Annotated in this window: 20 protein-coding genes; 7 read left to right on the forward strand and 13 right to left on the reverse strand. The window is 54.5% G+C overall.

The window, feature by feature from the left end:
• Window positions 1-178 precede the first annotated feature (178 nt).
• On the forward strand, window positions 179-1,006 hold the full coding sequence (locus M3G15_RS19190; RefSeq protein WP_260071786.1) for a TatD family hydrolase: 828 nt from the start codon (window positions 179-181) through the stop codon (window positions 1,004-1,006).
• Window positions 1,007-1,166: 160 nt separating this feature from the next.
• On the opposite strand, the gene M3G15_RS19195 is transcribed toward M3G15_RS19190, so the two are convergent.
• The 3 genes from M3G15_RS19195 to M3G15_RS19205 all read right to left on the reverse strand — a co-directional run bounded on the left by M3G15_RS19195 (window position 1,167) and on the right by M3G15_RS19205 (window position 3,198).
• Window positions 1,167-1,430 carry a hypothetical protein gene (locus M3G15_RS19195; protein ID WP_260071797.1) on the reverse strand — a complete coding sequence of 88 codons (264 nt, stop codon included), beginning with the start codon at window positions 1,428-1,430 and terminating at the stop codon, window positions 1,167-1,169.
• 287 nt (window positions 1,431-1,717) lie between these two features.
• Complete coding sequence (gene nfsA / locus M3G15_RS19200) at window positions 1,718-2,461, reverse strand: oxygen-insensitive NADPH nitroreductase (RefSeq protein WP_260071787.1); 744 nt, start codon at window positions 2,459-2,461, stop codon at window positions 1,718-1,720.
• Between the two features lie 113 nt (window positions 2,462-2,574).
• Window positions 2,575-3,198, reverse strand: coding sequence for a LysE/ArgO family amino acid transporter (locus tag M3G15_RS19205; RefSeq protein WP_260071788.1), 624 nt, complete (start codon window positions 3,196-3,198; stop codon window positions 2,575-2,577).
• Between the two features lie 164 nt (window positions 3,199-3,362).
• Between M3G15_RS19205 and M3G15_RS19210 the strand changes: the two genes are divergently transcribed.
• From M3G15_RS19210 to M3G15_RS19225, 4 genes are all read left to right on the forward strand, one after another.
• Entirely contained in the window at window positions 3,363-4,811 is a 1,449-nt protein-coding gene (locus M3G15_RS19210; RefSeq protein WP_260071789.1) for an aminotransferase-like domain-containing protein, read from the forward strand.
• A 719-nt stretch (window positions 4,812-5,530) separates the two neighbouring features.
• Window positions 5,531-6,388 (forward strand): SPFH domain-containing protein, encoded by an 858-nt coding sequence (locus M3G15_RS19215; RefSeq protein WP_009223981.1) that lies wholly within the window; start codon window positions 5,531-5,533, stop codon window positions 6,386-6,388.
• 19 nt (window positions 6,389-6,407) lie between these two features.
• Complete coding sequence (locus M3G15_RS19220) at window positions 6,408-6,614, forward strand: type II toxin-antitoxin system antitoxin (RefSeq protein ID WP_009223980.1); 207 nt, start codon at window positions 6,408-6,410, stop codon at window positions 6,612-6,614.
• Window positions 6,589-7,206, forward strand: a complete 618-nt coding sequence (locus M3G15_RS19225) for a hypothetical protein (RefSeq protein ID WP_260071790.1) — start codon at window positions 6,589-6,591, stop codon at window positions 7,204-7,206. The genes M3G15_RS19220 and M3G15_RS19225 overlap by 26 nt, the downstream gene beginning before the upstream one ends.
• A 95-nt stretch (window positions 7,207-7,301) precedes the next feature.
• On the opposite strand, the gene M3G15_RS19230 is transcribed toward M3G15_RS19225, so the two are convergent.
• The 8 genes from M3G15_RS19230 to M3G15_RS19265 all read right to left on the reverse strand — a co-directional run bounded on the left by M3G15_RS19230 (window position 7,302) and on the right by M3G15_RS19265 (window position 16,056).
• Entirely contained in the window at window positions 7,302-9,536 is a 2,235-nt protein-coding gene (locus M3G15_RS19230) for a heavy metal translocating P-type ATPase (RefSeq protein ID WP_260071791.1), read from the reverse strand.
• A 151-nt stretch (window positions 9,537-9,687) separates the two neighbouring features.
• Entirely contained in the window at window positions 9,688-9,888 is a 201-nt protein-coding gene (copZ, locus tag M3G15_RS19235; RefSeq protein WP_036644441.1) for a copper chaperone CopZ, read from the reverse strand.
• Window positions 9,889-9,953: 65 nt separating this feature from the next.
• Window positions 9,954-10,328 (reverse strand): metal-sensitive transcriptional regulator, encoded by a 375-nt coding sequence (locus tag M3G15_RS19240; protein WP_009223975.1) that lies wholly within the window; start codon window positions 10,326-10,328, stop codon window positions 9,954-9,956.
• A 386-nt stretch (window positions 10,329-10,714) separates the two neighbouring features.
• A complete protein-coding gene (gene qoxD, locus M3G15_RS19245) occupies window positions 10,715-10,999 on the reverse strand; it encodes a cytochrome aa3 quinol oxidase subunit IV (RefSeq protein ID WP_009223974.1) in 285 nt (94 codons plus the stop codon).
• A gap of 1 nt (window position 11,000) precedes the next feature.
• Complete coding sequence (gene qoxC, locus M3G15_RS19250) at window positions 11,001-11,597, reverse strand: cytochrome aa3 quinol oxidase subunit III (RefSeq protein ID WP_009223973.1); 597 nt, start codon at window positions 11,595-11,597, stop codon at window positions 11,001-11,003.
• Window positions 11,594-13,567 (reverse strand): cytochrome aa3 quinol oxidase subunit I, encoded by a 1,974-nt coding sequence (gene qoxB, locus M3G15_RS19255; protein ID WP_009223972.1) that lies wholly within the window; start codon window positions 13,565-13,567, stop codon window positions 11,594-11,596. Before qoxB ends, qoxC begins: the two co-directional genes overlap by 4 nt.
• Before the next feature lie 24 nt (window positions 13,568-13,591).
• A complete protein-coding gene (gene qoxA, locus M3G15_RS19260) occupies window positions 13,592-14,533 on the reverse strand; it encodes a cytochrome aa3 quinol oxidase subunit II (protein ID WP_260071792.1) in 942 nt (313 codons plus the stop codon).
• 548 nt (window positions 14,534-15,081) lie between these two features.
• Window positions 15,082-16,056: a diaminopimelate dehydrogenase gene (locus tag M3G15_RS19265; RefSeq protein ID WP_260071793.1), complete on the reverse strand. Its 975-nt coding sequence runs from the start codon at window positions 16,054-16,056 to the stop codon at window positions 15,082-15,084.
• A gap of 314 nt (window positions 16,057-16,370) precedes the next feature.
• On the opposite strand from M3G15_RS19265, the gene M3G15_RS19270 reads away from it, so the two are divergent.
• Together M3G15_RS19270 and M3G15_RS19275 are read left to right on the forward strand one after the other, a co-directional pair.
• Complete coding sequence (locus tag M3G15_RS19270; RefSeq protein WP_260071794.1) at window positions 16,371-18,083, forward strand: copper resistance CopC/CopD family protein; 1,713 nt, start codon at window positions 16,371-16,373, stop codon at window positions 18,081-18,083.
• 36 nt (window positions 18,084-18,119) lie between these two features.
• Window positions 18,120-18,893: a YcnI family copper-binding membrane protein gene (locus M3G15_RS19275; protein WP_260071795.1), complete on the forward strand. Its 774-nt coding sequence runs from the start codon at window positions 18,120-18,122 to the stop codon at window positions 18,891-18,893.
• A gap of 84 nt (window positions 18,894-18,977) precedes the next feature.
• Here the strand turns inward: M3G15_RS19275 and M3G15_RS19280 are convergent, their stop codons facing one another.
• Window positions 18,978-20,207, reverse strand: a complete 1,230-nt coding sequence (locus tag M3G15_RS19280; RefSeq protein ID WP_009223967.1) for an SLC45 family MFS transporter — start codon at window positions 20,205-20,207, stop codon at window positions 18,978-18,980.
• Between the two features lie 13 nt (window positions 20,208-20,220).
• Window positions 20,221-20,949 (reverse strand): glycerophosphodiester phosphodiesterase, encoded by a 729-nt coding sequence (locus M3G15_RS19285; RefSeq protein ID WP_260071796.1) that lies wholly within the window; start codon window positions 20,947-20,949, stop codon window positions 20,221-20,223.
• Window positions 20,950-21,089 lie beyond the last annotated feature (140 nt).

The raw sequence follows: 21,089 nt of genomic DNA on the forward strand, positions 1-21,089 counted from the left end.
TTGTCGCATAATTGTTATTGTACGACATGCCCGGTTTCGCAGTAAAATTTAACCTTTTACATGATGGGCATTCTCTAACCAAAAAACGAAGAAATCCCGTGGCATCCGCTGAAACCTACCTAAAAACAGGTATAATGAGTACAAGCGGTTAACCTGTTTCTGGAAAGGGTCTGGTGAGATGTCCAACAATCTTTTTCGCGGTTTACCGAAGGGAATCCAACTCCCGTTCATTGATGCCCATATTCATATAGACCTTTACGACGAAGATACCCGTGAACGCCTGCTGCAGGAACTGCCGGGCTGCGGAGTGGAAGCCATCATTGCCGTTTCGATGCATTTAGCCTCCTGCAAGCTGAACAACGCTTTGGCGGAGCGCTATCCGAACCTGGTGCGCCCGGCATTCGGATTCCACCCCGAGCAGCCTATCCCTGAGGATCGGGAGATCGATCTCCTGCTGAATTGGATCAAGCAGCATGCCGAGGATATGATTGCCGTTGGTGAAGTCGGGCTTCCATATTATGCGCGGCAAGAAGCTCTCCAGCAAGGAAAGGGCTTTGAGCTTGAGCCCTACGTGGACCTGCTGGAGAAGTTTGTGATGCTTGCCAAGGCGTTAGACAAACCGATTGTGATGCATGCGGTATACGAGGACGCCGAGCTTGCCTGCGACCTGCTGGAACTCCACGGCGTCACCAAAGCACATTTCCACTGGTTCAAGGGAGCCGAATCCACAGTGCGCCGCATGGCGGATCGCGGTTATGCGATCTCTTTTACGCCGGATATCGTCTACGAATCGAAAATCCAAGACCTCGCCCGGCGCTATCCTCCCGAGCAGGTGATGGCCGAAACGGACGGGCCTTGGCCGTTTGAAGGACCGTTTGCCGGTCAGATCACCCACCCGCGCATGACCCGTCACGTCGCCTTGGCCTGGGCGAATCTTCTGGGCATCTCTCCGGAAGAGGCCGCAGCGACGTTGTACCGGAACACGCGAAGTTTTTACGGATTATAACTTAACGACGAAAAACCGGCTAATGTTTGTCAACCCCAAGTGATTGGATTAATGCAAAGATACTGTTATACTATTTTTGTGCAGCACAAAGAAGCCTCCGTTGGCGCGGATGCTTCTGGGTAAATTTGATATTATGCTTTGTAGGGCTTGCCCTCTTTCCTTACACCATTTCCACCATACTCAGCAAAGCCGTCTGTTGTGCTTTGCTTGACTTGCTTAGAGACGGTAACGCCTGAATCTTCTCTTGAATCTTCTCTTGAATCTTCTCTGCCTTTGTCTGAATCCAAGCCTTGCTGTGTGACGATCCTGCCGTTTCCCGAATCGTTTCTACCGTGATACTGTTTCCATACGGCTTATTTCGATCTGTAAACGCTTGGAGCACACTTGTCCCTTTCGACACATCCAATCCAATAACCGGTCTCATGTCATCTCCTCCTGAATAATAGCCGGCACTCCCACGATGGTTCCAATCTCACAAGCTTCGCTTGTGATTCGAGGTCCGATGCCTCAACCAGCTCAAACATGGTCATTGGGGGTAGTGGGAGAACAGTTTTTGTGACGGGATCATTGCCCCTAAAAGCCGCACGTTCTCCCGGCTACCGCCATCTGACAGCGCCTAAGAAAAAAGGCCAACCAGAAATTTCTGGTTGACCTAATAATACGAAAAAGCTGTCCCCGGGTACGACCCGATTAGGACAGCTTTTTTTGCCATTATTTCAAGGTAAAGCCGCGCTTCTCTAAAAATTCGCGCATATGCAGCCGCGCCGGCTGTGCCAGCTTCTCGGCCATGAGCTCCGACCAAGGGGTATCCTTCGCCCCTCCGGTCCGTTCACGCAGATACTTGGACATAACCTCGTCATAGGCCGCCACCTGTTCCTCTTGCCCGGCGGTATCATACTGGTTCCAGTGCAGAACTGCCGGCAGCGGAAGCCGTGGACGCACCCCTGGATTTTGATCCGGATAGCCGAGACACATCCCGAATACAGGATACGAAAGGTGGGGCAGGTCCAAGAGATCCGCCACCTCCTCGCTATGGTTGCGGATACCGCCGATATACACGATGCCAAGGCCCAGCGATTCTGCGGCTATGGCGGCATTTTGCGCTGCCAGCGCCGTATCGACCGTAGCTACAATAAAGTTCTCCGTCGTGCCTTCATAAGTCGTTTCCGAAGGAAGATGCCGCTCCGCTGCCCGTTTGAGTCTTGACAAATCTGCGCACCAGACTAGGAAAACAGGACACTCCGCCACATAAGCCTGATTCCCGCAAAGCTCGGCCAGCTTCGCTTTCCGATCCGCGTCCGTCACGGCAATCACGGTATAGGCTTGTACATTGCTGGAACTGGAGGCCATTTGGCCTGCGGATATGATTTGTTCCACCAGCTCTCGGGTCACCGGACGATCGCTGTATTTACGAATGGAACGGTGCTCCAGCATTTTGGATATCGTCTCGTTCATCTCCTCACTCCTATCCCTTGCTTTATGTTATTCTTAATTATGGAACTTTCCCCAACAGGAAGCAAGCCGCTTGCATCCCAGTGTCATACTGAGCTTCAAGGCTCCCCGCCGCCCTACTTCAAGTGATCAGCGACCACGGAACCGATCATATATAACGCCATCCCCCAGACGATAAGCGCAGACAATCGATTGATCCCCTGGAGCAGTTGACCTCCCCGGTCCAAGCTTCCGAGTGTTTTGCCTGCCCATGCCAATCCGAAAAACCATACCCACGACACCAGAATCGCAGCCAGCGTAAACGCCCCTTTCGCCCCGCCGGTATAATCCAGAGAGCTTGTCCCGATCACGCCAACCGTATCCAGAATCGCATGGGGATTCAAAAACGTCACCGACAATGCAAACACCACCTGCTGTTTAGCTGGCAGCCCGGATGGCCCGGCGGAAGACGGTTTGGACACGTCCCTCCAGATGGTCCAGCCAATGTATAGCATAAAGACAGCGCCTGCCGCAAAGAGTACGGTTTTCAGCCAAGTCCATGACAAGACCAGCACCGAGACCCCCAACACAGCTAGCAAAATCAATATCGTATCGCCCAAAGCGGCGGTCAGAACAGCCGGCAAGGCCCGGCGCAGCTTTCGTCCGGCAGCCCCCTGGTTAAACACAAACACATTCTGCACGCCTAATGGCAAAATAAGTCCAACCGCCAGAAAGAACCCATGAATCGCAGCACTAAACATCTCTCTCCCCCTCTGATCTCTGTCTCGAACCCTATTGTACCCGCCCCCTCCCGATTTAGCTCCATCCATTTGGATGGATCAGAAACCAACCAAACGATATAATAGGGGAAAATAACGTCGTTCGCGCAAAAAATCTACAGTTCTGCAGATAGGGGGTATTCCGCATGAATCATTCGACCTGGCGTCCCAGCCGAAATTCGCCCATTCCGCTCCATCGCCAAATCATGGAGCATCTTTGTGATCGAATCGCCAGCGGCGAATGGCCGGTGGGGACACGCATCCCGTCCCAGCGGGAGCTGGCCGCGCGGTTTGGCGTCAACCGCAGCACAGTCGTCGCCGCGCTGGACGAGCTGATCGCAGCCGGGCTGCTTCAGGGCGACCGGGGCGGCGGCACCCGCGTCGTTAACCGGACCTGGGGCGTGCTGACCGCCTCCCCGCCGCCCGATTGGAACGAATACGTCAGCTCCGGCGTGCAGTACCCTAATTTGCCTGCCGTGCAGGAGATTAACCGGGCTGAGTTCCAGCCCGGCATTTTGCGACTCGGCACCGGCGAGATGGGCCCGGACCTGCTGCCGCAATCCGAAATGGCCGAGCTGTTGGGTCGGATGGCCACCAATGTCCCAAACCTGGGCTATGGCGAGCCCAACGGGGACCTGCGGCTCCGGGAGGCCATCGCCACCCGGCTGAGCCTCCAAGGCATCACCGTATCGCCGGCTTCGCTGCTGATAATCTCCGGCGCCTTGCAGGCGCTCCAGCTCATTGCCGTCGGCCTGCTCCCCCAGGGCTCGACGGTACTGACCGAACGACCGTCGTATCTGTATTCGGTTCCCGTTTTTCAGAGCGCCGGAATGAAGCTGCGCGGTGTCCCGATGGATGAACAAGGCCTGCGCGCCGACCTGGTTTCTGTGTACGCCAAGCAATATGCGGGCGCATTGCTGTATACCATTCCGACCTTCCATAATCCAAGCGGAACGGTTATGAGCGAAGCGCGGCGACGTCAGCTGCTGGACGTCTGCGAGGCAGCCCGTTTACCCCTCGTTGAAGATGATGTCTACCGCGAGTTGTGGCTGGACGCCCCGCCGCCCCTGCCGCTGAAGGCTCATGACGCCAGCGGCAGCGTACTGTATCTGGGCAGCTTGTCCAAATCCCTCAGCCCCGGCCTGCGGATTGGCTGGATTGCCGGACCGCAGCCCGTCATCGAGCGGCTTGCAGACATCAAGATGCAAAGCGATTACGGCTCTAGCGCCCTCTCGCAACAGATGGCAGCGGAATGGCTGGAAAGCGGCAGCTACGACCGCCATCTTGAACGGCTGCGGGCGGCGCTCCGCCTGCGGCGAGAGGCGGCGGTGGACGCGTTGGAGCGGTATTTTCGCGATATCGCGGACTGGAAGGTGCCGCAGGGAGGGTTTTACATCTGGCTGAACCTGCACAACTCCCCCTCCCCGCGCAAAATATTTGACGCCGCCCTAAAAGCCGGCCTTCTGATCAACCCCGGCCACCTGTACAACCGCGCCTCCGGCAGCCACCTGCGCCTCTCCTACGCCTACGCCACCGCCGAAGAACTGACGGAAGGCATCGCCCGTCTAAGCGAAATCGTACGCTCCTTGGATTAAGCCCATGAAACATCGCACTACGGTACAGGCGCCCCCTTCTAGGCAGGAGGTGGATCACAGACGTTCGGGGACGTCTACACTATATCCAGAGCTACGCTGGGGACGAAGCTAATGGTGCGGGCAGCCTGGACTGCCTGGATAGCCCGCACCTGGCGGCGGTACCGTCAGCCCCTATTGCGAGTACAACGGGACGGGCTAAACCTGCCCGTCGTGCTCTGATCAGCTAAGGCCCGGCTGTCCCTGTCTGTTGCCCCCCGACTGCTACGGTACGGGCGTTCCTGTCTGTCGCACCCTTACAGCTAAGATACGGCCGTCCCCGCCTATCTTGCCCTGGATCAGCAGCGATTCCAGTTGTCCACGCATAATCCCGTTTGATCAGCCGCGGTTCCACTTGCACACGCCTATCCCGTTCGATCAGCCGCGAGGCCGTCTCGCTTCCAACCTCATTCCCTCCCCATTCCATCCCATAAGACACCATCCTCATCTCCATCCTCATCTCCATCCTCATCTCCATCCTCATCTCCATCCTCATCTTCACTCCCATCCAAGCTTCAATTGGTTCACACAGTTCTGCTCCATCGATATCTTTTCTATCTGAGCGAAGGGGATAATCATGTAAAAGCCCCCGGCAGAGAATATCGCCGTCTCATATTTACATTATTTTGCAAAAGTGATATCATATAAATATCAATTTAATATGTGAAGGAGTGTCACTTTATATGAAAGAAAAAGAAATTTCGTGCCTAAACGGTTTTGTTGCCCTGTTGTTCATTTTCGGATTTATTGCGTTGGGGACATTTCTCGTCACGTTAAACGATGTCGTTCCCGTGGCCGGCGGTGTGCTCTCCTTCGTCATCGCCTTCGTGCTCTTGACCGGGCTGACGATCGTACAGCCAAACCAATCGGCTGTCGTCACCTTCTTCGGCCGTTACCTCGGCGTGATCCGCAAGAGCGGCTTCTATCTTGCCATCCCGTTCTCAACTCGCAAAAAAGTTTCGCTGCGCGTTCGCAACTTCAACAGCGCCAAACTGAAAGTCAATGATGTCAAAGGGAACCCGATCGAAATCGCCACTGTTGTCGTGTTTTCGGTGGTCGACTCCGCCAAAGCGCTATTTGAAGTGGATGAATACGAAACCTTCGTGGAAATTCAGAGCGAAGCTGCACTGCGCCACGTCGCCAGCAAATATCCGTACGACCAATTGGACGATTCCGACACCGGCTTCTCCCTGCGCGCCAATACGGAAGAGATTGCGTTGGAGCTCACCAGCGAATTGCAGAACCGTCTGGCCATCGCCGGCGTTAAGGTCATTGAGTCGCGTTTGACGCATCTGGCCTACTCGACCGAAATCGCAAGCGCGATGCTGCAACGCCAACAAGCCGAAGCGATCATTGCGGCTCGCGAGAAAATCGTCGACGGCGCCGTCACCATGGTTCAAATGGCGATCGAACGGCTGCAGGCCGGTCAAGTTGTCGAGCTGGATGACGAACGTAAAGCCGCGATGATTAACAACCTGCTCGTCGCTGTCGTATCGGACCGTTCCGCCCAGCCGGTCATCAATACTAGCACGTTGTATTAATTAGGGGCATCCATTCACGATGGCCAGCAAGAAGAGCTTCCCACTTCGCCTTGACCCGACTCTTTATCAGGCTTTGGAACGCTGGGCAGCGGATGAATTCCGAAGCGTGAATGGGCATATCGAATACCTGCTGCGAGAAGCATTGCGCCGCGAGGGAAGACTGCCTTCCACCCGGGCGCCGGGCAAGGAGGAAGAGAAGCATGACGCAGACGACAGTAAAAAGTAAACCGTGGTGGGAACCGAAGTCGACAGCCCTGCTGAAAGAGTATGCCAGAACCTCTGGAGGGACTTACGCCGCAGGAACGTTCAGGAACTGGAAGTATAAGGGGCAGCATGTCCGTCTGCCGCTTTCCCCACGCTTCGGATCCTGTAAGGTGACGATCACCGACCCGAATAACGACACCTCCGGTAACGAGTACGCGATCACCGTGAAATACAGCTACCGGCCGCGCCGTAAGCTGGAGTTCGTGTTATTTTCGGCCAAACGACATGTCTTGGCCTGGTTTACCAGGGGGCTCCGGGAAGCCTCACTCCCAAACTCCGGAATGAATAAGAAGTTTCAAGCAAAAGCTTCCCATCCCAGTCTGCTGCGATCGGTATTGAAGTACGAAGGGATCGAAGAGTTGCTGAACCTTCATTCCAAGATCCATGTACGGCTGCGGATCAAGAACGGACGTGCCACTTTGACCTGTACGGAGAAATTAAAGAAGCCCGACGTGCCAGCCATTACGGCAACCGTCGAACTCATGAAGAAGCTGCTTCTCGCCCTGGAGGATCAAGGCATTATCGGGGATCCCCTCACCCCTCCAAAAAAATAGAATCTACATAAAAAAATCGAGCCTTCCCTCGCAAGACCGGAACAAAATCCGGAACCTTACGGCCTGGAAGGCTCGTTTCGTTTGGCATTGTATAGTTACAACTTCACCCGCTGCAAACGCAGCGCGTTCAGCACGACGGAGACAGAACTAAGCGCCATCGCAGCCCCGGCCAGCCACGGAGCCAGAAACCCCGCAGCGGCTACAGGAATGCCGATCGTATTGTAGGCGAGCGCCCAGAACAAGTTCTGCTTGATATTGCCCATCGTGCGCTTGCTCATAGCGATCGCATCCGGCACGCCCTCCAGGTCGCCGCGCATCAGCGTGACGTCGGCGGCCTCCATGGCCACGTCGGTGCCCGTGCCGATGGCGATGCCTACGTCGGCCACGGCAAGTGCCGGAGCGTCGTTAATGCCGTCTCCAACCATCGCCGTCTTCAGGCCGCGGGCCTGGAGCTTTTTCACCTCGGCGGCTTTGCCTTCCGGGAGCACCTCGGCCAGCACCTCGTCGATCCCGACCTCGGCGGCGATCGCCTGGGCGGTGCGCACGTTGTCGCCGGTGATCATCACCACGTGAAGGCCCATCTCCTTCAGCCGCGCTACTGCGGCCTTGGACGTCTCCTTCACGGTGTCGCTCACGGCGACCATGCCGGCGTAGACGCCGTCGACCGCCACGAGCAGCACGGTTTGGCCGGCCGCTTCCAGCGCGGCCATGCCGGCCTCCGCGGCGGAGACGTCGACGCCTTCACGCGCCATCAGGCGGCGCGTGCCGGCGAGCACCCGGCGGTCCTCGACGACCGCCGTAATCCCGTGCCCGGGCACCGCCTCAAAGGCGGTTGCCTCGGGCAGATCCAGGGCGCGCGCCCGCGCCCCGGCCACCAGAGCATCCGCCAGCGGATGCTCTGAGCCGCGCTCGGCGGCGCCGACGAGCCGGAGCAATGCCGCGTCGTCCCAGCCTTCGGCCGGGACGACTTCCCGCAGCTCCGGCTGCCCCCGTGTGATCGTGCCGGTCTTATCCAGCACGATCGCTTGCAGCCCTTGGGCGGCCTCGAGGTGCTCGCCGCCCTTAAACAGGATCCCGTACTCCGCAGCTCGTCCGGACCCGGCCATAATCGACGTTGGCGTCGCCAGCCCCAACGCGCAAGGGCATGCGATGACCAGCACGGCGATCGCCTTTTCCAGCGCCACGGCGAAGCTGCCCGGCGCCACGAAGAAAAACCACACCAAGAACGTAACTACAGCGATCCCAACCACGATCGGGACAAAAATCCCGGAAATCACATCCGCTACCCGCTGAATTGGCGCTTTCGAGCCTTGTGCTTCTTCTACAACGCGGATGATTTGCGCCAGCGCGGTTTCGCTGCCAACCTTGGCCGCTTGCACGCGCAGCACGCCATGTTTGTTGACGGTCGCGCCGATGACCGTGTCGCCTTCCTTCTTCTCCACCGGGATACTCTCCCCAGTTAACATCGATTCATCGACGGACGAGACGCCGCCGATGACTACCCCATCAACCGGGATCTTTTCGCCCGGTTTGACGATCAATACGTCCCCCGGGACAACCGCTTCGATCGGTACCACCGTTTCAACGCCGTCTTTGAGGATCAGCGCCGTTTTGGCCTGCAGCCCCATCAACGTTTTGATCGCTTGGGAGGAGCGGCCTTTGGCTAACGCCTCAAACCATTTGCCGAGCAGGATCAACGTAATCAGGATCGAGCTCGTTTCATAATACAGCTGGGGGGTATGCCCGTGAGGCATCGACAAAGACTCCAAGCTCAAATACAGACTGTAAAAATACGCCGCCGACGTACCGAGCGCGACCAATACGTCCATGTTAGCGCTGCGGCTGCGCAGCGCTTTGTACGCCCCGACGTAAAAGCCCCAGCCGATCATAAATTGCACCGGCGTCGCCAGCACGAGCTGGAACCACGGGTTCATAAACAGCTCCGGCGTCCAGATCCATGAGGTGAAGGAAAAATGCCCGGCCATCGCCCACAGCAGCGGGAACGCGAGCACTGCCGACACGATCAGCTTATTTCTTTGCTTCCGGATTTCCCGCGCGCGGATATCCCCGGACTCCTTCTCCGACGGCTTCAACACCGCACCGTAGCCCAACTGGCTTACCTTATCGATGATCTGCTCGATCGAGACCGTCCCCGGCTCATACCGCACTTGCGCCGTTTCAAGCGCCAGATTGACGTTGGCTTGTTTCACGCCGGGCAGCCGGTTTAACCCCTTCTCGATCCGTGCCGCACAGGCAGCGCAGGTCATCCCGGTAATTTGCAACGTCGTTTGGTCGTGATTCGCGCCGGCGGCAGGCAATGCTTTTTCCATGACAATCCTCCATCTCAAAACCCGCATATTTCATACCCCATAGGGGTATATCAAGGGCAAATAAAAATACTTCCACATCCCACTCCCCGTCCCTTAAGACGCACGGCTAATTCGCTCGCACGTCTTATAGGTCCGTGAAAAAGGCTTCGGATCAAACGACGTCGTATCCTTGATCCTCAATCGCTTCTTTGATTTGTTCAACCGTCACTTTCGTTTCGTCGAAAGTCACTTCCACCTTCTTCGCGGCCAGATCCACTTTCCCTGTAGCGCCCAGCCCGGCGATGGCTCCTTCTACCGATTTGACACAATGATTGCAGGACATACCTTCAACGTTTAACGTAATATTTTGCATGAACAATTCCTCCCATGAGTTTAATAATGGCTTCATCTTGCAGCGTACCCCCAGGGGTTCCGCCGTTATTTCATCAGCTTGTTGACCGTGACTAGCAGCTCGTCGAGCACTTCGGTCTCACCTGCTTGAATTCGCTCGATCACGCAGCTCTTCATGTGTCCCTCCAGCAGCAGCCGGCCCACGCTGTTCAGCGCAGATTGCACGGCGGCGATCTGGTTCAGCACATCGTCACAGTAAGTATCTCTCTCGATCAGCCCTTTGATTCCGCGGATTTGCCCTTCAATCCGGTTCAATCGGCTGATCAGGTTGCTCTTCATCGCTTCAGAATGGTGGCTGCGCCGTACCGGCTTGCCATTCTCCGTTTCCGATACGCTATGATGCCCGCCATGCTCCTCGCAGTGTGCGGACGCCAAATGTTCCTGTCCCTCGACCTTCGCCATACATGACTCCTTTCCAAACCAACGTGGTTTGCTGTGGTACGCTCATTATAATATACCCCCACGGGGTATGTAAAGAGTCTCCGTTCAACTTTTTTTCCAACATAACGGACCTCAAAGACCTTATCTGTCATTTCCCGGCTCATTTCCCGCACTAACGGACCCTGTGGACCTTATTGACACGTAAGAGGGCCCACCCTTCGCAAAATCCGCAAAATAACGGCCGTGAAGTCCGTTAGCCCTCCGTCAACGCCAACCAACATCATTTAACGGCGCTACGGTCCGTTAGCGTTAACGACTCTTCTATCCTAGCTTCCCCCGCTAACGCCAAAAAACCCGCTGCCACATACGTGACAACGGGTTTCTTTTTCTGATATTCGACTGTGCTCTTATTGGTAACCCCAAATCATCGTCAGCAAGGTACCAAACACGGTCACTAGCCCGACGAACAGGGCGTATACGAGGTTAGCATACAATGCACCTTTACTGCGGTTCTCGCCGATGTGCATGAACATGAACAGCTGCACCGACATCTGTACGGCCGCGCAGACAAGCAGGATCGTCATGCCAACGGCAAACGACATATCCCAGAATACCACCGACAGCGCTACAGCAGAAAGGATCAGTGAGAACACATATCCCATGACGTGTTGAATCGGGAACAGTTTTTTCATGTCACATCAGTCCTTTCAAGTATACAAAGCTGAAGATGAAGATCCAGACCACGTCCAGGAAGTGCCAGTACAGCGAGAAAATAAACGATTTGTTCGCCGTATCATGGGTAAACCCTTCGCGTTTCACCTGAATCATCAGCCCGCTGCCCCACAGCAGCCCCAGCGTTACGTGGGCGCCGTGCGTCCCCAGCAGGACGAACAAGCTCGACAGGAACGCACTGGTTTGCATCGTTGCGCCTTCATGAACGTACGTAACGAATTCGGTAATCTCGATACCAAGGAACCCGAGGCCCAGCAGCAGCGTGATGGCGAAGAACGCCATAAACGGTTTTCTCAGCCCCAGACGCATACTGTGTACCGCCAAGCCGCAGGTAAAGCTGCTGGTCAACAGCAAGAACGTTTCGCCCAGCACCGGTCCGATTTCGAAGATTTCCGCTCCGTTCGGGCCGCTGCCGGTCCGGTTCCACAGCGTCAGATACACCGAGAACAGCGTGGCGAAGAGCACGATTTCCGCGCCCAGGAACAGCCAGAACCCAAGAACCCGGTTACTGTTCTCTTCCGTTTGATATTCCAAAGGCAAAGTATGATCTACCTTCATGCGTGTTCACCCCGCAATCCTGCATCCGTGTCCAACCGATTGGCCAAAGCCTGCTCGGTTTTGATGATTTCGCTGACCGGAATATGTCGGCCGTGGTCGCGTTCGAACGAACGTACCGCCAGCATGACGAGAATCCCCAGGCCGGCGATAATCGCCGGTACCCACCAGCTAAAGACCATAAAGAATCCGAAGAAGAAGAAAATCACACCCAGGATAAACGGTTGACCGCTGTTGTTCGGCATATGAATCTCTTCGATTTTATCCGTATACAGCGATTTACCCGTTTTCTTCGCTTTCCAGAACGGATCGAGCGAATCCACTTTAGGCACAACCGCAAAGTTGTACTCCGGCACCGGAGAATGCGTGCTCCATTCCAGCGTACGTGCGTTCCAAGGATCGCCGGTTTTGTCCCGCTCCGCATAACGGAAGCTCCAGTAAATGTTGTACACCAGCACGATAAACCCGATGGCGAGCCCCACCGCACCGATCGAAGCGATCAGGTTCAGCGGACCAAAGCCTGTGCTTTCCGAATAGGTATACATCCGCCGGGTCATCCCTTTCAAACCAAGGAAGAACAACGGCATGAAGGTCACGTTAAAGCTAATGGCAATAATCCAGAAGGCCAGCTTGCCTTGACGCTCGTTGAGCCGGAAACCGAACAATTTCGGGAACCAGTAATAGAACCCTGCGATCACCGCGAATACGGTACCTGGAATCAGCACATAGTGGAAATGCGCCACCAGGAACATCGTATTATGGTATTGATAGTCGGCGCTCGCCATCGCCAGCATGACCCCGGTCACCCCACCGATCGTAAAGATCGGAATAAAGGCGAGGGAATACAGCATTGGCGTTGTAAATTCGATGCGCCCTTTTTGCAGCGTAAACAGCCAGTTGAAGATTTTAACCCCGGTTGGAACGGCGATCGCCATCGTCGTAATCGAGAAGATCCCGTTGACCATGACGCCGTGACCCATCGTATAGAAGTGGTGCGCCCATACGATAAAAGATAGCAGCGAAATAACGATCATACTCCATACCATGGATTTATAGCCGTACAAGTTTTTGCGTGAGAACGTCGAAATGACTTCACTGTAAATCCCGAAGGCCGGCAAAATAACGATATAAACCTCCGGATGGCCCCATACCCAGAACAGGTTGGCCCAGAGCATATCCATCCCGCCGTTGGCCATCGTAAAGAACTGCGTACCAAACAGGCGGTCGAACATCATCAGTGCCAGCGCCACGGTTAATACCGGGAACGCAAACAAAATAATGATGTTCGTAATGAGGATCGACCAGGTAAACATCGGCATTTTCATCAACGTCATACCTGGTGCGCGCATTTTCAGGATCGTTACCAGGAAGTTCACTGCGGTCATCAGTGTCCCAATCCCTGCAATTTGAATCGCAATCGAGTAATAGTTGTTACCTACGCTCGGGCTGAACTCAACGCTGGCCAGCGGGAAATACGCCGTCCAACCGGCATCCGGGGAACCCCCGATGACGAAAGAGATATTAAACAACATCGCCCCAGCGAAAAACAGCCAGAAGCTGACGGCATTCAAACGCGGGAATGCTACGTCACGCGCGCCGATTTGCAGCGGGATTACGACGTTCATCAACCCGACAACAAACGGCATCGCCATAAACAGGATCATAATGACCCCGTGTGTCGTAAAAATTTCGTTATAGTGCTGCGCATCCAGCAGCCCGTTCTCCGGTACCGCCAGCTGCGCCCGCATGAGCAGCGCATCCACGCCGCCGCGGAAGAGCATCAGCAGTGCGGAGATGATATACATGATGCCGATCCGCTTGTGGTCGACGGTCGTTAACCATTCGCGCCACAGCCAGCCCCATTTCTTAAAATAGGTTAATCCGATGACGATCGCCAGCGATACAACAACGATGCTGACCATCGCGCCATAGATCATCGGCTCACCCGTGACGAAAAATTCGTCCCATTTCATGTTGAGGTACTCCCTTCCCGTTGATTAGTTATGCGCTTCGTGTCCGCTAGATTCTTCCGTCATGTCCATGTCGGAGTGGTCCATCGTCGAGTGGTCCATCTCCTCGCTTCCGTTCTCGCCGCCATGATTATGGCCGGCGTTCTCCCCTTCCGGTGCAGGACGGAAATCCAGATGGGTCGAGCTGTACGTTTGGCGGCCAACATGCGCGGTCTCCAGCAACTTGTCGAACTCCGACTCGGTCAGCTCAGGAGCGGTGTCCTTCACTTCTTTGACCCATTTGTCATATTCCGAAGGCGCCATGGCCAGCGCTTCAAATTCCATGTGTGCGAAGCCCTCACCGGAGAAGTTCGAGTTCTTACCCATATACGAGCCCTCATGTTCAGCAACGATGTTCAGCGTATTGACCATGTCGCTCATCGCGTATTTCTGTCCCGCCAGTTGCGGAATCCAGAAGCTCGTAATCGGACCGTACGAATACAGCCGGAACTCTACTGGACGGTTCGTTGGAATGTTCACATAGTTAACCGTCTCGATTCCTTCCTCCGGATAGCTAAAATGCCATTTCCAGTTGGAGGAGGCGGCGTAAATCACGAGCGGCTTTTGATCCTCATAGCCTTCCGGCACTTTTTCGACGGCTGACGTACTGCGCACGGTCACAACCGACAGCACCGCGACGATAATGATCGGAATCGTAATCCAAGTAATTTCCAGCCATTTGCTGCCTTCCACATGCGGCGGTTCGTAGTCCGGCGCTGCTTTGGAAGCCCGATATTTCGTTAACATATAGATGTACAGCGTGTAAACGACCAGCAAAATAAAGGCCATCGTTACAATCGAAAAAATGATGACTTGCGATTGGGTCTTGGCCACCGGACCTTTCGGGTCTAACACCGTCAACTGATTACACCCGGTCAGGAGGACAAGAAGGGCTGAAAATAAAGCTAACAGCAACCCTTTCCTTTTCATAGGATACCGATACCCCTTTCTTCATTGTGAACACCATCCCCTAAAGCTATGGGCATGGCTTCGTTCGATCAGCTACTTTTATGTTAGGAAAGGGGGGATCGAATAACAATTCATATAGAATGTTAATTCTGTAATTTTATTACATTCAATAGTGTGACTTTTATCCTTTACATCACATGAAAAGTTTATTTAAGACGATTTTCGGCCGTTTTCCGGCAAAATCGGCGATTTTGATAATTGTTCACAATGCGGCTGTAGCCTATCAGAGTTCGCAGAATTGTCATAGAAAATCTCCTTTTTGTGATTTTGTTCACAATATTTCGTATTCCAATCGATCTCGCACCCTCGCCTCTCTCCTGGATACAAGAAGAATGTGCGACATTTTCGTGACATTTTGATTGAACATAAACAAAAGAGGCTGCCCCAAAGCAAAAATTCCCTTGTCTTCAGGACAACCTCTTACCTCATGTTTATGCTATTTTTCGTACAGATAGACGAATCAAATGAAGCATGTCCGCTGTAAGTTAATTCTGAACAGAATCTTCGGCCTACAACAACTCTTTACGCAGTTGCTCCGGCGATTTCGGCGACAACAGACCGAACGGAATATCAAAGACCGTTTTCGCCCCGGACTCACCGGCTTGCGACAGCTTGTACGCTGCGCGAGCGTAAGCAACTAGCACGCTGGCCGTAAATTCCGGATTGCTGTCCAGCTTCAGGCTGAACTCGATCAGCTGCGTGCTGTTTGCACCGGTCCGGCCGCTGCGCAATACCATACCGCCGTGCGGCATTGCGGAATGATTCGCCTTCAATTCTTCCTCACTAATGAAGTGAACAATTGTGTCGTAATCCGCAAAATAGTTTGGCATCGACTTGATCTCCTGCTCAATCTTCGCCAGATCCGCCCCTTCCTCCGCAACGACGAAGCATTCGCGCAGGTGTTTTTCACGAGTGGTCAGCATCGGGTTTTCTCCGTTGCGTACGCGTTCTACGGCTGCCTCTACCGGAATGGTGTACTGTTTGCCGTCCTTCACGCCAGGCACACGGCGAATCGCATCGGAATGGCCTTGGCTGACCCCTTTGCCCCAGAACGTATAGTCCTTCCCTTCCGGGAGTACAGCTTCCGCCAGCAAACGGTTCAGCGAGAACAAGCCAGGATCCCATCCGGTCGAAATGACGCTGACCGTTCCTGCTTTCTCCGCTGCTTCATTGACTTTTGCAAAGTATTCTGGAATTCTCGCATGCGTATCAAAGCTATCGACAGTATTAAACATCGCCGCCAATTGCGGCCCTTGCTCCGGCAGATCTGTAGCCGACCCGCCGCACAGGATCATTACGTCGATTTCACCTTTATATTTTTCAATTTCGGAAATATGAACCACGCCGCTAGCGGCTGCCACCTCGTCCGGTTGTCTGCGCGAAAAAATCGCTTTCAATTCAAAGTCAGGATTCTGCTTCAGCGCCATTTCCACGCCCCGTCCCAAATTTCCGTAACCTACGATACCGACATTAATTGTTGCCACTGAATATCCCCCTTCATGATGGTTAAACTCGTCATAACCCATAGACTAACCCCCATTGTAATGGACGCTCCTCATTTTTTGAATAGTTTACATGCAAGGTTAGCGTTTTTGTTTAAACATTCTGCATATTTGTGCAAATTATTTGACGTTTGATGCAAACCCTGGATTGCCAGGCTTCACAGATTAGACACAATTAGATAGAAATTGAGGCACGATATAGCCCATTCTAGTCATACTCAGGCGGAATTAATCCATGTAAAATGGTAATCATTGTGAGGAAGCTCATAGACTATCTGATTTGAGGATGAATTCGATTGAACAGGTTTCTTCGTAAATGGACAGGTTTCGCGGTTATCGCATGTATTATCGTTCTTGTTCTAACACCAGCTTCTGTTTTTGCCCACGCATATGTGGTTTCTTCCAATCCGGCAGCAAACGAGACATTAGACACGTCCCCAGAGATGATCGTCATCGATTTTAATGAACCGATTGAGGCAGGCTTCCATAAACTCGAAGTCATTGGCCCCAATGGAGACGACGTAACCGATGGCGAAGCGGCAATCGATCCCCAGAAGCCTTCTCGGCTGACCGTCTCCCTGCAGTCGGATTTGCCGGAGGGGCTGTATACGGCAAAGTGGAATGTGGTTTCCGGCGACGGTCATGCCATCTCGGGCACAATTCCGTTTCAGATCGGTCATGGTGATCCAGGCGGTGAGAGCGGGCTCCCGATCCATTCAACGACGGATGGCGGCAGCTCGTTTCCAGGATGGAGTCTGCTATTAGTCCGCTGGCTATTTTATGGCGGAATGACAGCCTATCTTGGGGCTGTTGTCTTTCATGCTTGGCTTCTCCCCCGCATGGACAACGCCTGGGGGTCCGAACGGTTGAAGCGGCGCAGCCGTGTCCTATGGCTAAGCGGACTGATCGCCTCCTCCGCCGGCATTCTGCTTAGTTTGCCGCAGCAAACCGCTGACGATGCAGGCGGGGGATGGAAGGAAGCGTTGGATCCGGCACTTTGGCGGCAAACGCTCGTGTATACCACCTTCGGGGAGATTTGGAAGGTTCAGCTCCTATTGCTGGGAGGCTTGCTCTTATGGACGCTGTACCTGCTGCGCGCCAGCAGAAGCAACCGACCGTCTCAGCTTCCTTTGCTTGGGGCTATGCTGCTTGGCTTAGGGCTGCTGCTCTCCAAGGCATTTATCGGGCATGCCGCCACGGCAGACCTGCGAGGACCTGCCATAACGGCGGACTTCCTGCACTTGGCCTCATCGTTGATCTGGTTGGGCGGTGTTGGCGCTTTAGCGTTTTTGCTTCCGGCAGCAACTCAGCCATCCGCTAAAAAAGAAGAGGCCCAGCATTCTGCACCGTCGCAACTTCCCCTGTCTTGGCAGACGGTTCGGCGTTTTTCCATACTCGCCTTCATTATGGTAGCCATCCTGTTACTCTCTGGCGTGTATGGGAGCTTGCTGCACGTGCCAACGCTGTACTCGCTTACGCATACGACGTATGGTCTTGTACTGTTGGCCAAAATTGCCCTGACCCTGATCTGCCTGCTGCTCGGAGGTTGCTCCTTCCTGCGCGGAAGACAGGCAAGAAAGCCGCTGAGCGCCGCCGGCGTATGGACCGAATTGGGGACTGGACTGGCTGTCCTTCTATTGGCTGCTGTCCTGGCGAACTTGCCCACGGCTGCTGCATTCCCCGGTCCCGCTGCTCTGACCCATCAACTGGATGACGGGACAAAGGTCACGATCCACATAACTCCAAACGTCGCAGGCACCAACACCTTTCAGGTGAACGTGCTGGGTCCGGATGGACAACCCCGCAACGATGTGGACCAAGTGACGCTGGAGCTGACGTCAAAGGAGATGGATATGGGCACAATAGAAATCCTCTTCCCCGGCGGCTCCCCTCCCGAGGTGAGCGAATTGATTACGATGGGCGGCCGTTGGAACGTACACGTCCATATTTTGACGAGTTCACTGGACAGTTACGATTACGATACAGAGCTGGTAATAGGAAATCCGTAGAGAGGTTATCAAACTACGATCAAAGGAGATTTAGCCATGTTGAATCCAATATGTAATTTGAAAAAAACGTTTTGGCGTTACGCAGCCGGTTCCGCTATTGTGTGGGTCCTGACTTTCGCTTTCTTCACCGCCACGGCCGGCGCACACGTAACGGTTAAGCCAAGCCAATCCGCCCCGGGAGCCTGGGAAACCTACAGCCTTAAAGTACCTGTTGAAAAAGACGTCAACACGGTGAAAGTCGCGCTAAAGATCCCAGACGGCGTCGCCTTCAAACAGTACCGTCCCTTACCGGACTGGAGCGTAGAACTGACGATCGCGGAAGATGGAACGGTCACGGCCGTCACCTGGACGGCCGAAGGCGCTGGCATCGGCCCCGGCGAGTTCCAGCAGTTTGAATTCGTTGTACAAAATCCCGGCGAACCCGCGGAACTAGCCTGGGATGCCTTCCAATATTACAGCGACGGCAGCGTCGTGGAATGGACCGGCGCGGAAGGTACCGATCGGCCCCATTCGCTGACGGTGGTGAGCGCCGCGGAAGGTGCCGCGGATAGTGCCGGTTCCCACACCGGAGTGGACGCCGGGGCGGGCACCACGGAGGACGCCGGGCATGATCACGGCAGCGCCAATGAAGGTGCTGCAGCCAATACTACGGAATCGAACGGTTCAGACACCGAAGCCTCCTCCGCGCCCCTGTCCAACGACAGTGGCAGTGGTTCCTCGGCCGGCACGACGGCCCTTGTACTTTCGGCTTGCGCGCTGCTCGTATCGCTGGTCGCTTTAGGGCTGGCTTTACGCGCTAGACGCAAGTAAGCCTAATTCAAAAAAACAGCGGGTCTCCCAAACGCTTCGCCGCGCTGGGACCCCCGCTGTTTTTTACATCACAGAGATATCAATTTATTTCATGCCGATGGGCGCCTGATCGAACGGCTCCTTACCTGAGCGCTGCTGCTCCCGGGGGATACCGAAAAGGCAGCACAGCGCCAGCAGCATCCCCGCGGATGCGCTGATGAACAGCGCCGGATAACCAAACACGTCGATCACCCAGCCGAGCAGCGGAGGCGACGTAATCGCGGCCAGGGACGAAACGAAATAATAGATCCCCGTACGCGTCCCGATGCTCTCCTCCCGCCCGGTGGAGACAACCCACGGGTAAGAGTTGATGTTGATGCACGCCCAGAAAATGCCCCCGACAATAAGCAGCAGCCGCAGCCACAGGACGGAATCAACGAAAATCATGACGCCGAAGACAACAAACAATCCGGCAACTCCGGTGGAGATGATCGCTTTTTTCCCATAACGAGCTCCCAGCCAACCGCTTGGCAAAGCAAATAACAGGAACGCAAGCGAGAAGAACGTCAACGAAAAAGAAGCTTCAGCATCGCTCATCCCAATCTGCTTGGTACCATACAACGTGAACAATGCCTCAACGCCTTGATAGGCCACAAACCAGAAGAAGATGGCCCCCAAAATCAGTACCGTCGTCTTGTCAAGCTGGTCCTTGATGCGAATCTGCGGTTTCGGGTTCTCTCCGGCCGCGTTGTTCCCGGCGAACCCCGTCACGAACGCTGCCGCTGGTTCACGGATAACCGTCTTCAGTACGAACAAACAAATTAACATAACAACTCCGGCAAACAGAAACGGCATATACGAGCCGATCCCGTAGAGCTGAGAGCCGATGCCAAAGGCCAGCACTGAGCCGATGCCGCCCATGAAGTTGATAATGCCGTTTGCTTTGGTCCGCTGCGGCTCCGGCGTAATGTCAGGCATAAGTGCAACCGTCGGCGCGCGGAACAAGCTCATCGACAAATTCATTAACACCATGAACAAAACAAGCGTCACAAACCCGGTATGCCAAGGGATCAAAGCCGCAAACACAGCACCTAACGGCATGCCAATCAGCAGATAAGGCATCCGCCGTCCGTATCGGGTATTCGTCTTATCACTGCGGTGTCCAATCCATGGCTGCAATACAATGGCGAAATAATTATCGATCGTCATCATAAACCCGATCATCGCGGCGCTCTTCAAATAGTCGTCCAAAAACAGCGGAACAAACGCATTGTACAGCGCCCAGGTCAAGCTAATGCTAAAAAAACCGAGACCCAGCAGCCATGTTTTTCTCATCCGTACACGCTCCTTATTTCACCAGCAGTTCAGCCAAGCGATCCGGGTAATCGGTAATGATACCGGCCACACCCGCTGCGATCAGCGCCTGCATCAGCTTTGTATCGTTTACCGTAAACGGATGATAAACGACTCCGTTCGCCTTGGCCTCCGCCACCAGCTCTGGCGTCAGCGCGTATTGATAAGCGTGGAGCGCGTCCGCGCCCACCCGCTTCGCATAATCCCACGGTTCATACAGGCCTTCCATGTACAAAATGCCGGTACGGATGTCCGGAGCCAGTTTTTTGCATTCGACCAGAGAATAGTGATTAAAGCTGGAAATGATGATCCGTTCGCTTAAGCCAAAGCGGCGTACCGTATCCAGTACCTTTTGCTCGATGCCCGGGTATAATACGACGCCAGTTTTCAGTTCGAGGTTGACGATGGTATCCGTGTTCCGAACGAGGTCCAGCAACTCCTCCAGCGTTGGAATGCGCTCACCCGCAAACTCCTCGCGGAACCAGGATCCCGCCTCCCGTTGCTTAATTTCGGTCAAAGTCAAATCCTTGATCCACTCCGGCGTTCCCGCCGTCCGTTGCAGCGTCTCGTCATGGATGAGAACCAGTTCTCCGTCGCGCGTCATCTGCACGTCCGTTTCAATACCGGTCGCCCCAAGCTCCAGAGCTTTGGCAAAAGCCAGCATCGTGTTCTCCGGGTAATACCCCGCAGCCCCGCGATGCGCAAAATTAATTAAATCGCTCAAAAGGATCATCCTCCCAGGCATTTATTTAAAATTAATATTAAACATTCCCCTACTATAATCCTGCATTGTTAGGCCTGTATAAAAAAGCACCCCATAGCGAGATCGATAAAGGGATCCTCTCGCTGCGCCTCTTTGCACGA

This window comes from Paenibacillus sp. p3-SID1389 (genome assembly GCF_025151705.1).
GTDB classification, from domain to species: Bacteria; Bacillota; Bacilli; order Paenibacillales; family Paenibacillaceae; genus Fontibacillus; species Fontibacillus phoenicis.

Bases quoted from the DNA above. Each gene is read 5' to 3' on its own strand.
- M3G15_RS19190 (WP_260071786.1), top strand. From the start codon at position 179: ATGTCCAACAATCTTTTTCGCGGTTTACCGAAGGGAATCCAACTCCCG.
- M3G15_RS19195 (WP_260071797.1), bottom strand. From the start codon at position 1,430: ATGAGACCGGTTATTGGATTGGATGTGTCGAAAGGGACAAGTGTGCTC.
- nfsA (WP_260071787.1), bottom strand. From the start codon at position 2,461: ATGAACGAGACGATATCCAAAATGCTGGAGCACCGTTCCATTCGTAAA.
- M3G15_RS19205 (WP_260071788.1), bottom strand. From the start codon at position 3,198: ATGTTTAGTGCTGCGATTCATGGGTTCTTTCTGGCGGTTGGACTTATT.
- M3G15_RS19210 (WP_260071789.1), top strand. From the start codon at position 3,363: ATGAATCATTCGACCTGGCGTCCCAGCCGAAATTCGCCCATTCCGCTC.
- M3G15_RS19215 (WP_009223981.1), top strand. From the start codon at position 5,531: ATGAAAGAAAAAGAAATTTCGTGCCTAAACGGTTTTGTTGCCCTGTTG.
- M3G15_RS19220 (WP_009223980.1), top strand. From the start codon at position 6,408: ATGGCCAGCAAGAAGAGCTTCCCACTTCGCCTTGACCCGACTCTTTAT.
- M3G15_RS19225 (WP_260071790.1), top strand. From the start codon at position 6,589: ATGACGCAGACGACAGTAAAAAGTAAACCGTGGTGGGAACCGAAGTCG.
- M3G15_RS19230 (WP_260071791.1), bottom strand. From the start codon at position 9,536: ATGGAAAAAGCATTGCCTGCCGCCGGCGCGAATCACGACCAAACGACG.
- copZ (WP_036644441.1), bottom strand. From the start codon at position 9,888: ATGCAAAATATTACGTTAAACGTTGAAGGTATGTCCTGCAATCATTGT.
- M3G15_RS19240 (WP_009223975.1), bottom strand. From the start codon at position 10,328: ATGGCGAAGGTCGAGGGACAGGAACATTTGGCGTCCGCACACTGCGAG.
- qoxD (WP_009223974.1), bottom strand. From the start codon at position 10,999: ATGAAAAAACTGTTCCCGATTCAACACGTCATGGGATATGTGTTCTCA.
- qoxC (WP_009223973.1), bottom strand. From the start codon at position 11,597: ATGAAGGTAGATCATACTTTGCCTTTGGAATATCAAACGGAAGAGAAC.
- qoxB (WP_009223972.1), bottom strand. From the start codon at position 13,567: ATGAAATGGGACGAATTTTTCGTCACGGGTGAGCCGATGATCTATGGC.
- qoxA (WP_260071792.1), bottom strand. From the start codon at position 14,533: ATGAAAAGGAAAGGGTTGCTGTTAGCTTTATTTTCAGCCCTTCTTGTC.
- M3G15_RS19275 (WP_260071795.1), top strand. From the start codon at position 18,120: ATGTTGAATCCAATATGTAATTTGAAAAAAACGTTTTGGCGTTACGCA.
- M3G15_RS19280 (WP_009223967.1), bottom strand. From the start codon at position 20,207: ATGAGAAAAACATGGCTGCTGGGTCTCGGTTTTTTTAGCATTAGCTTG.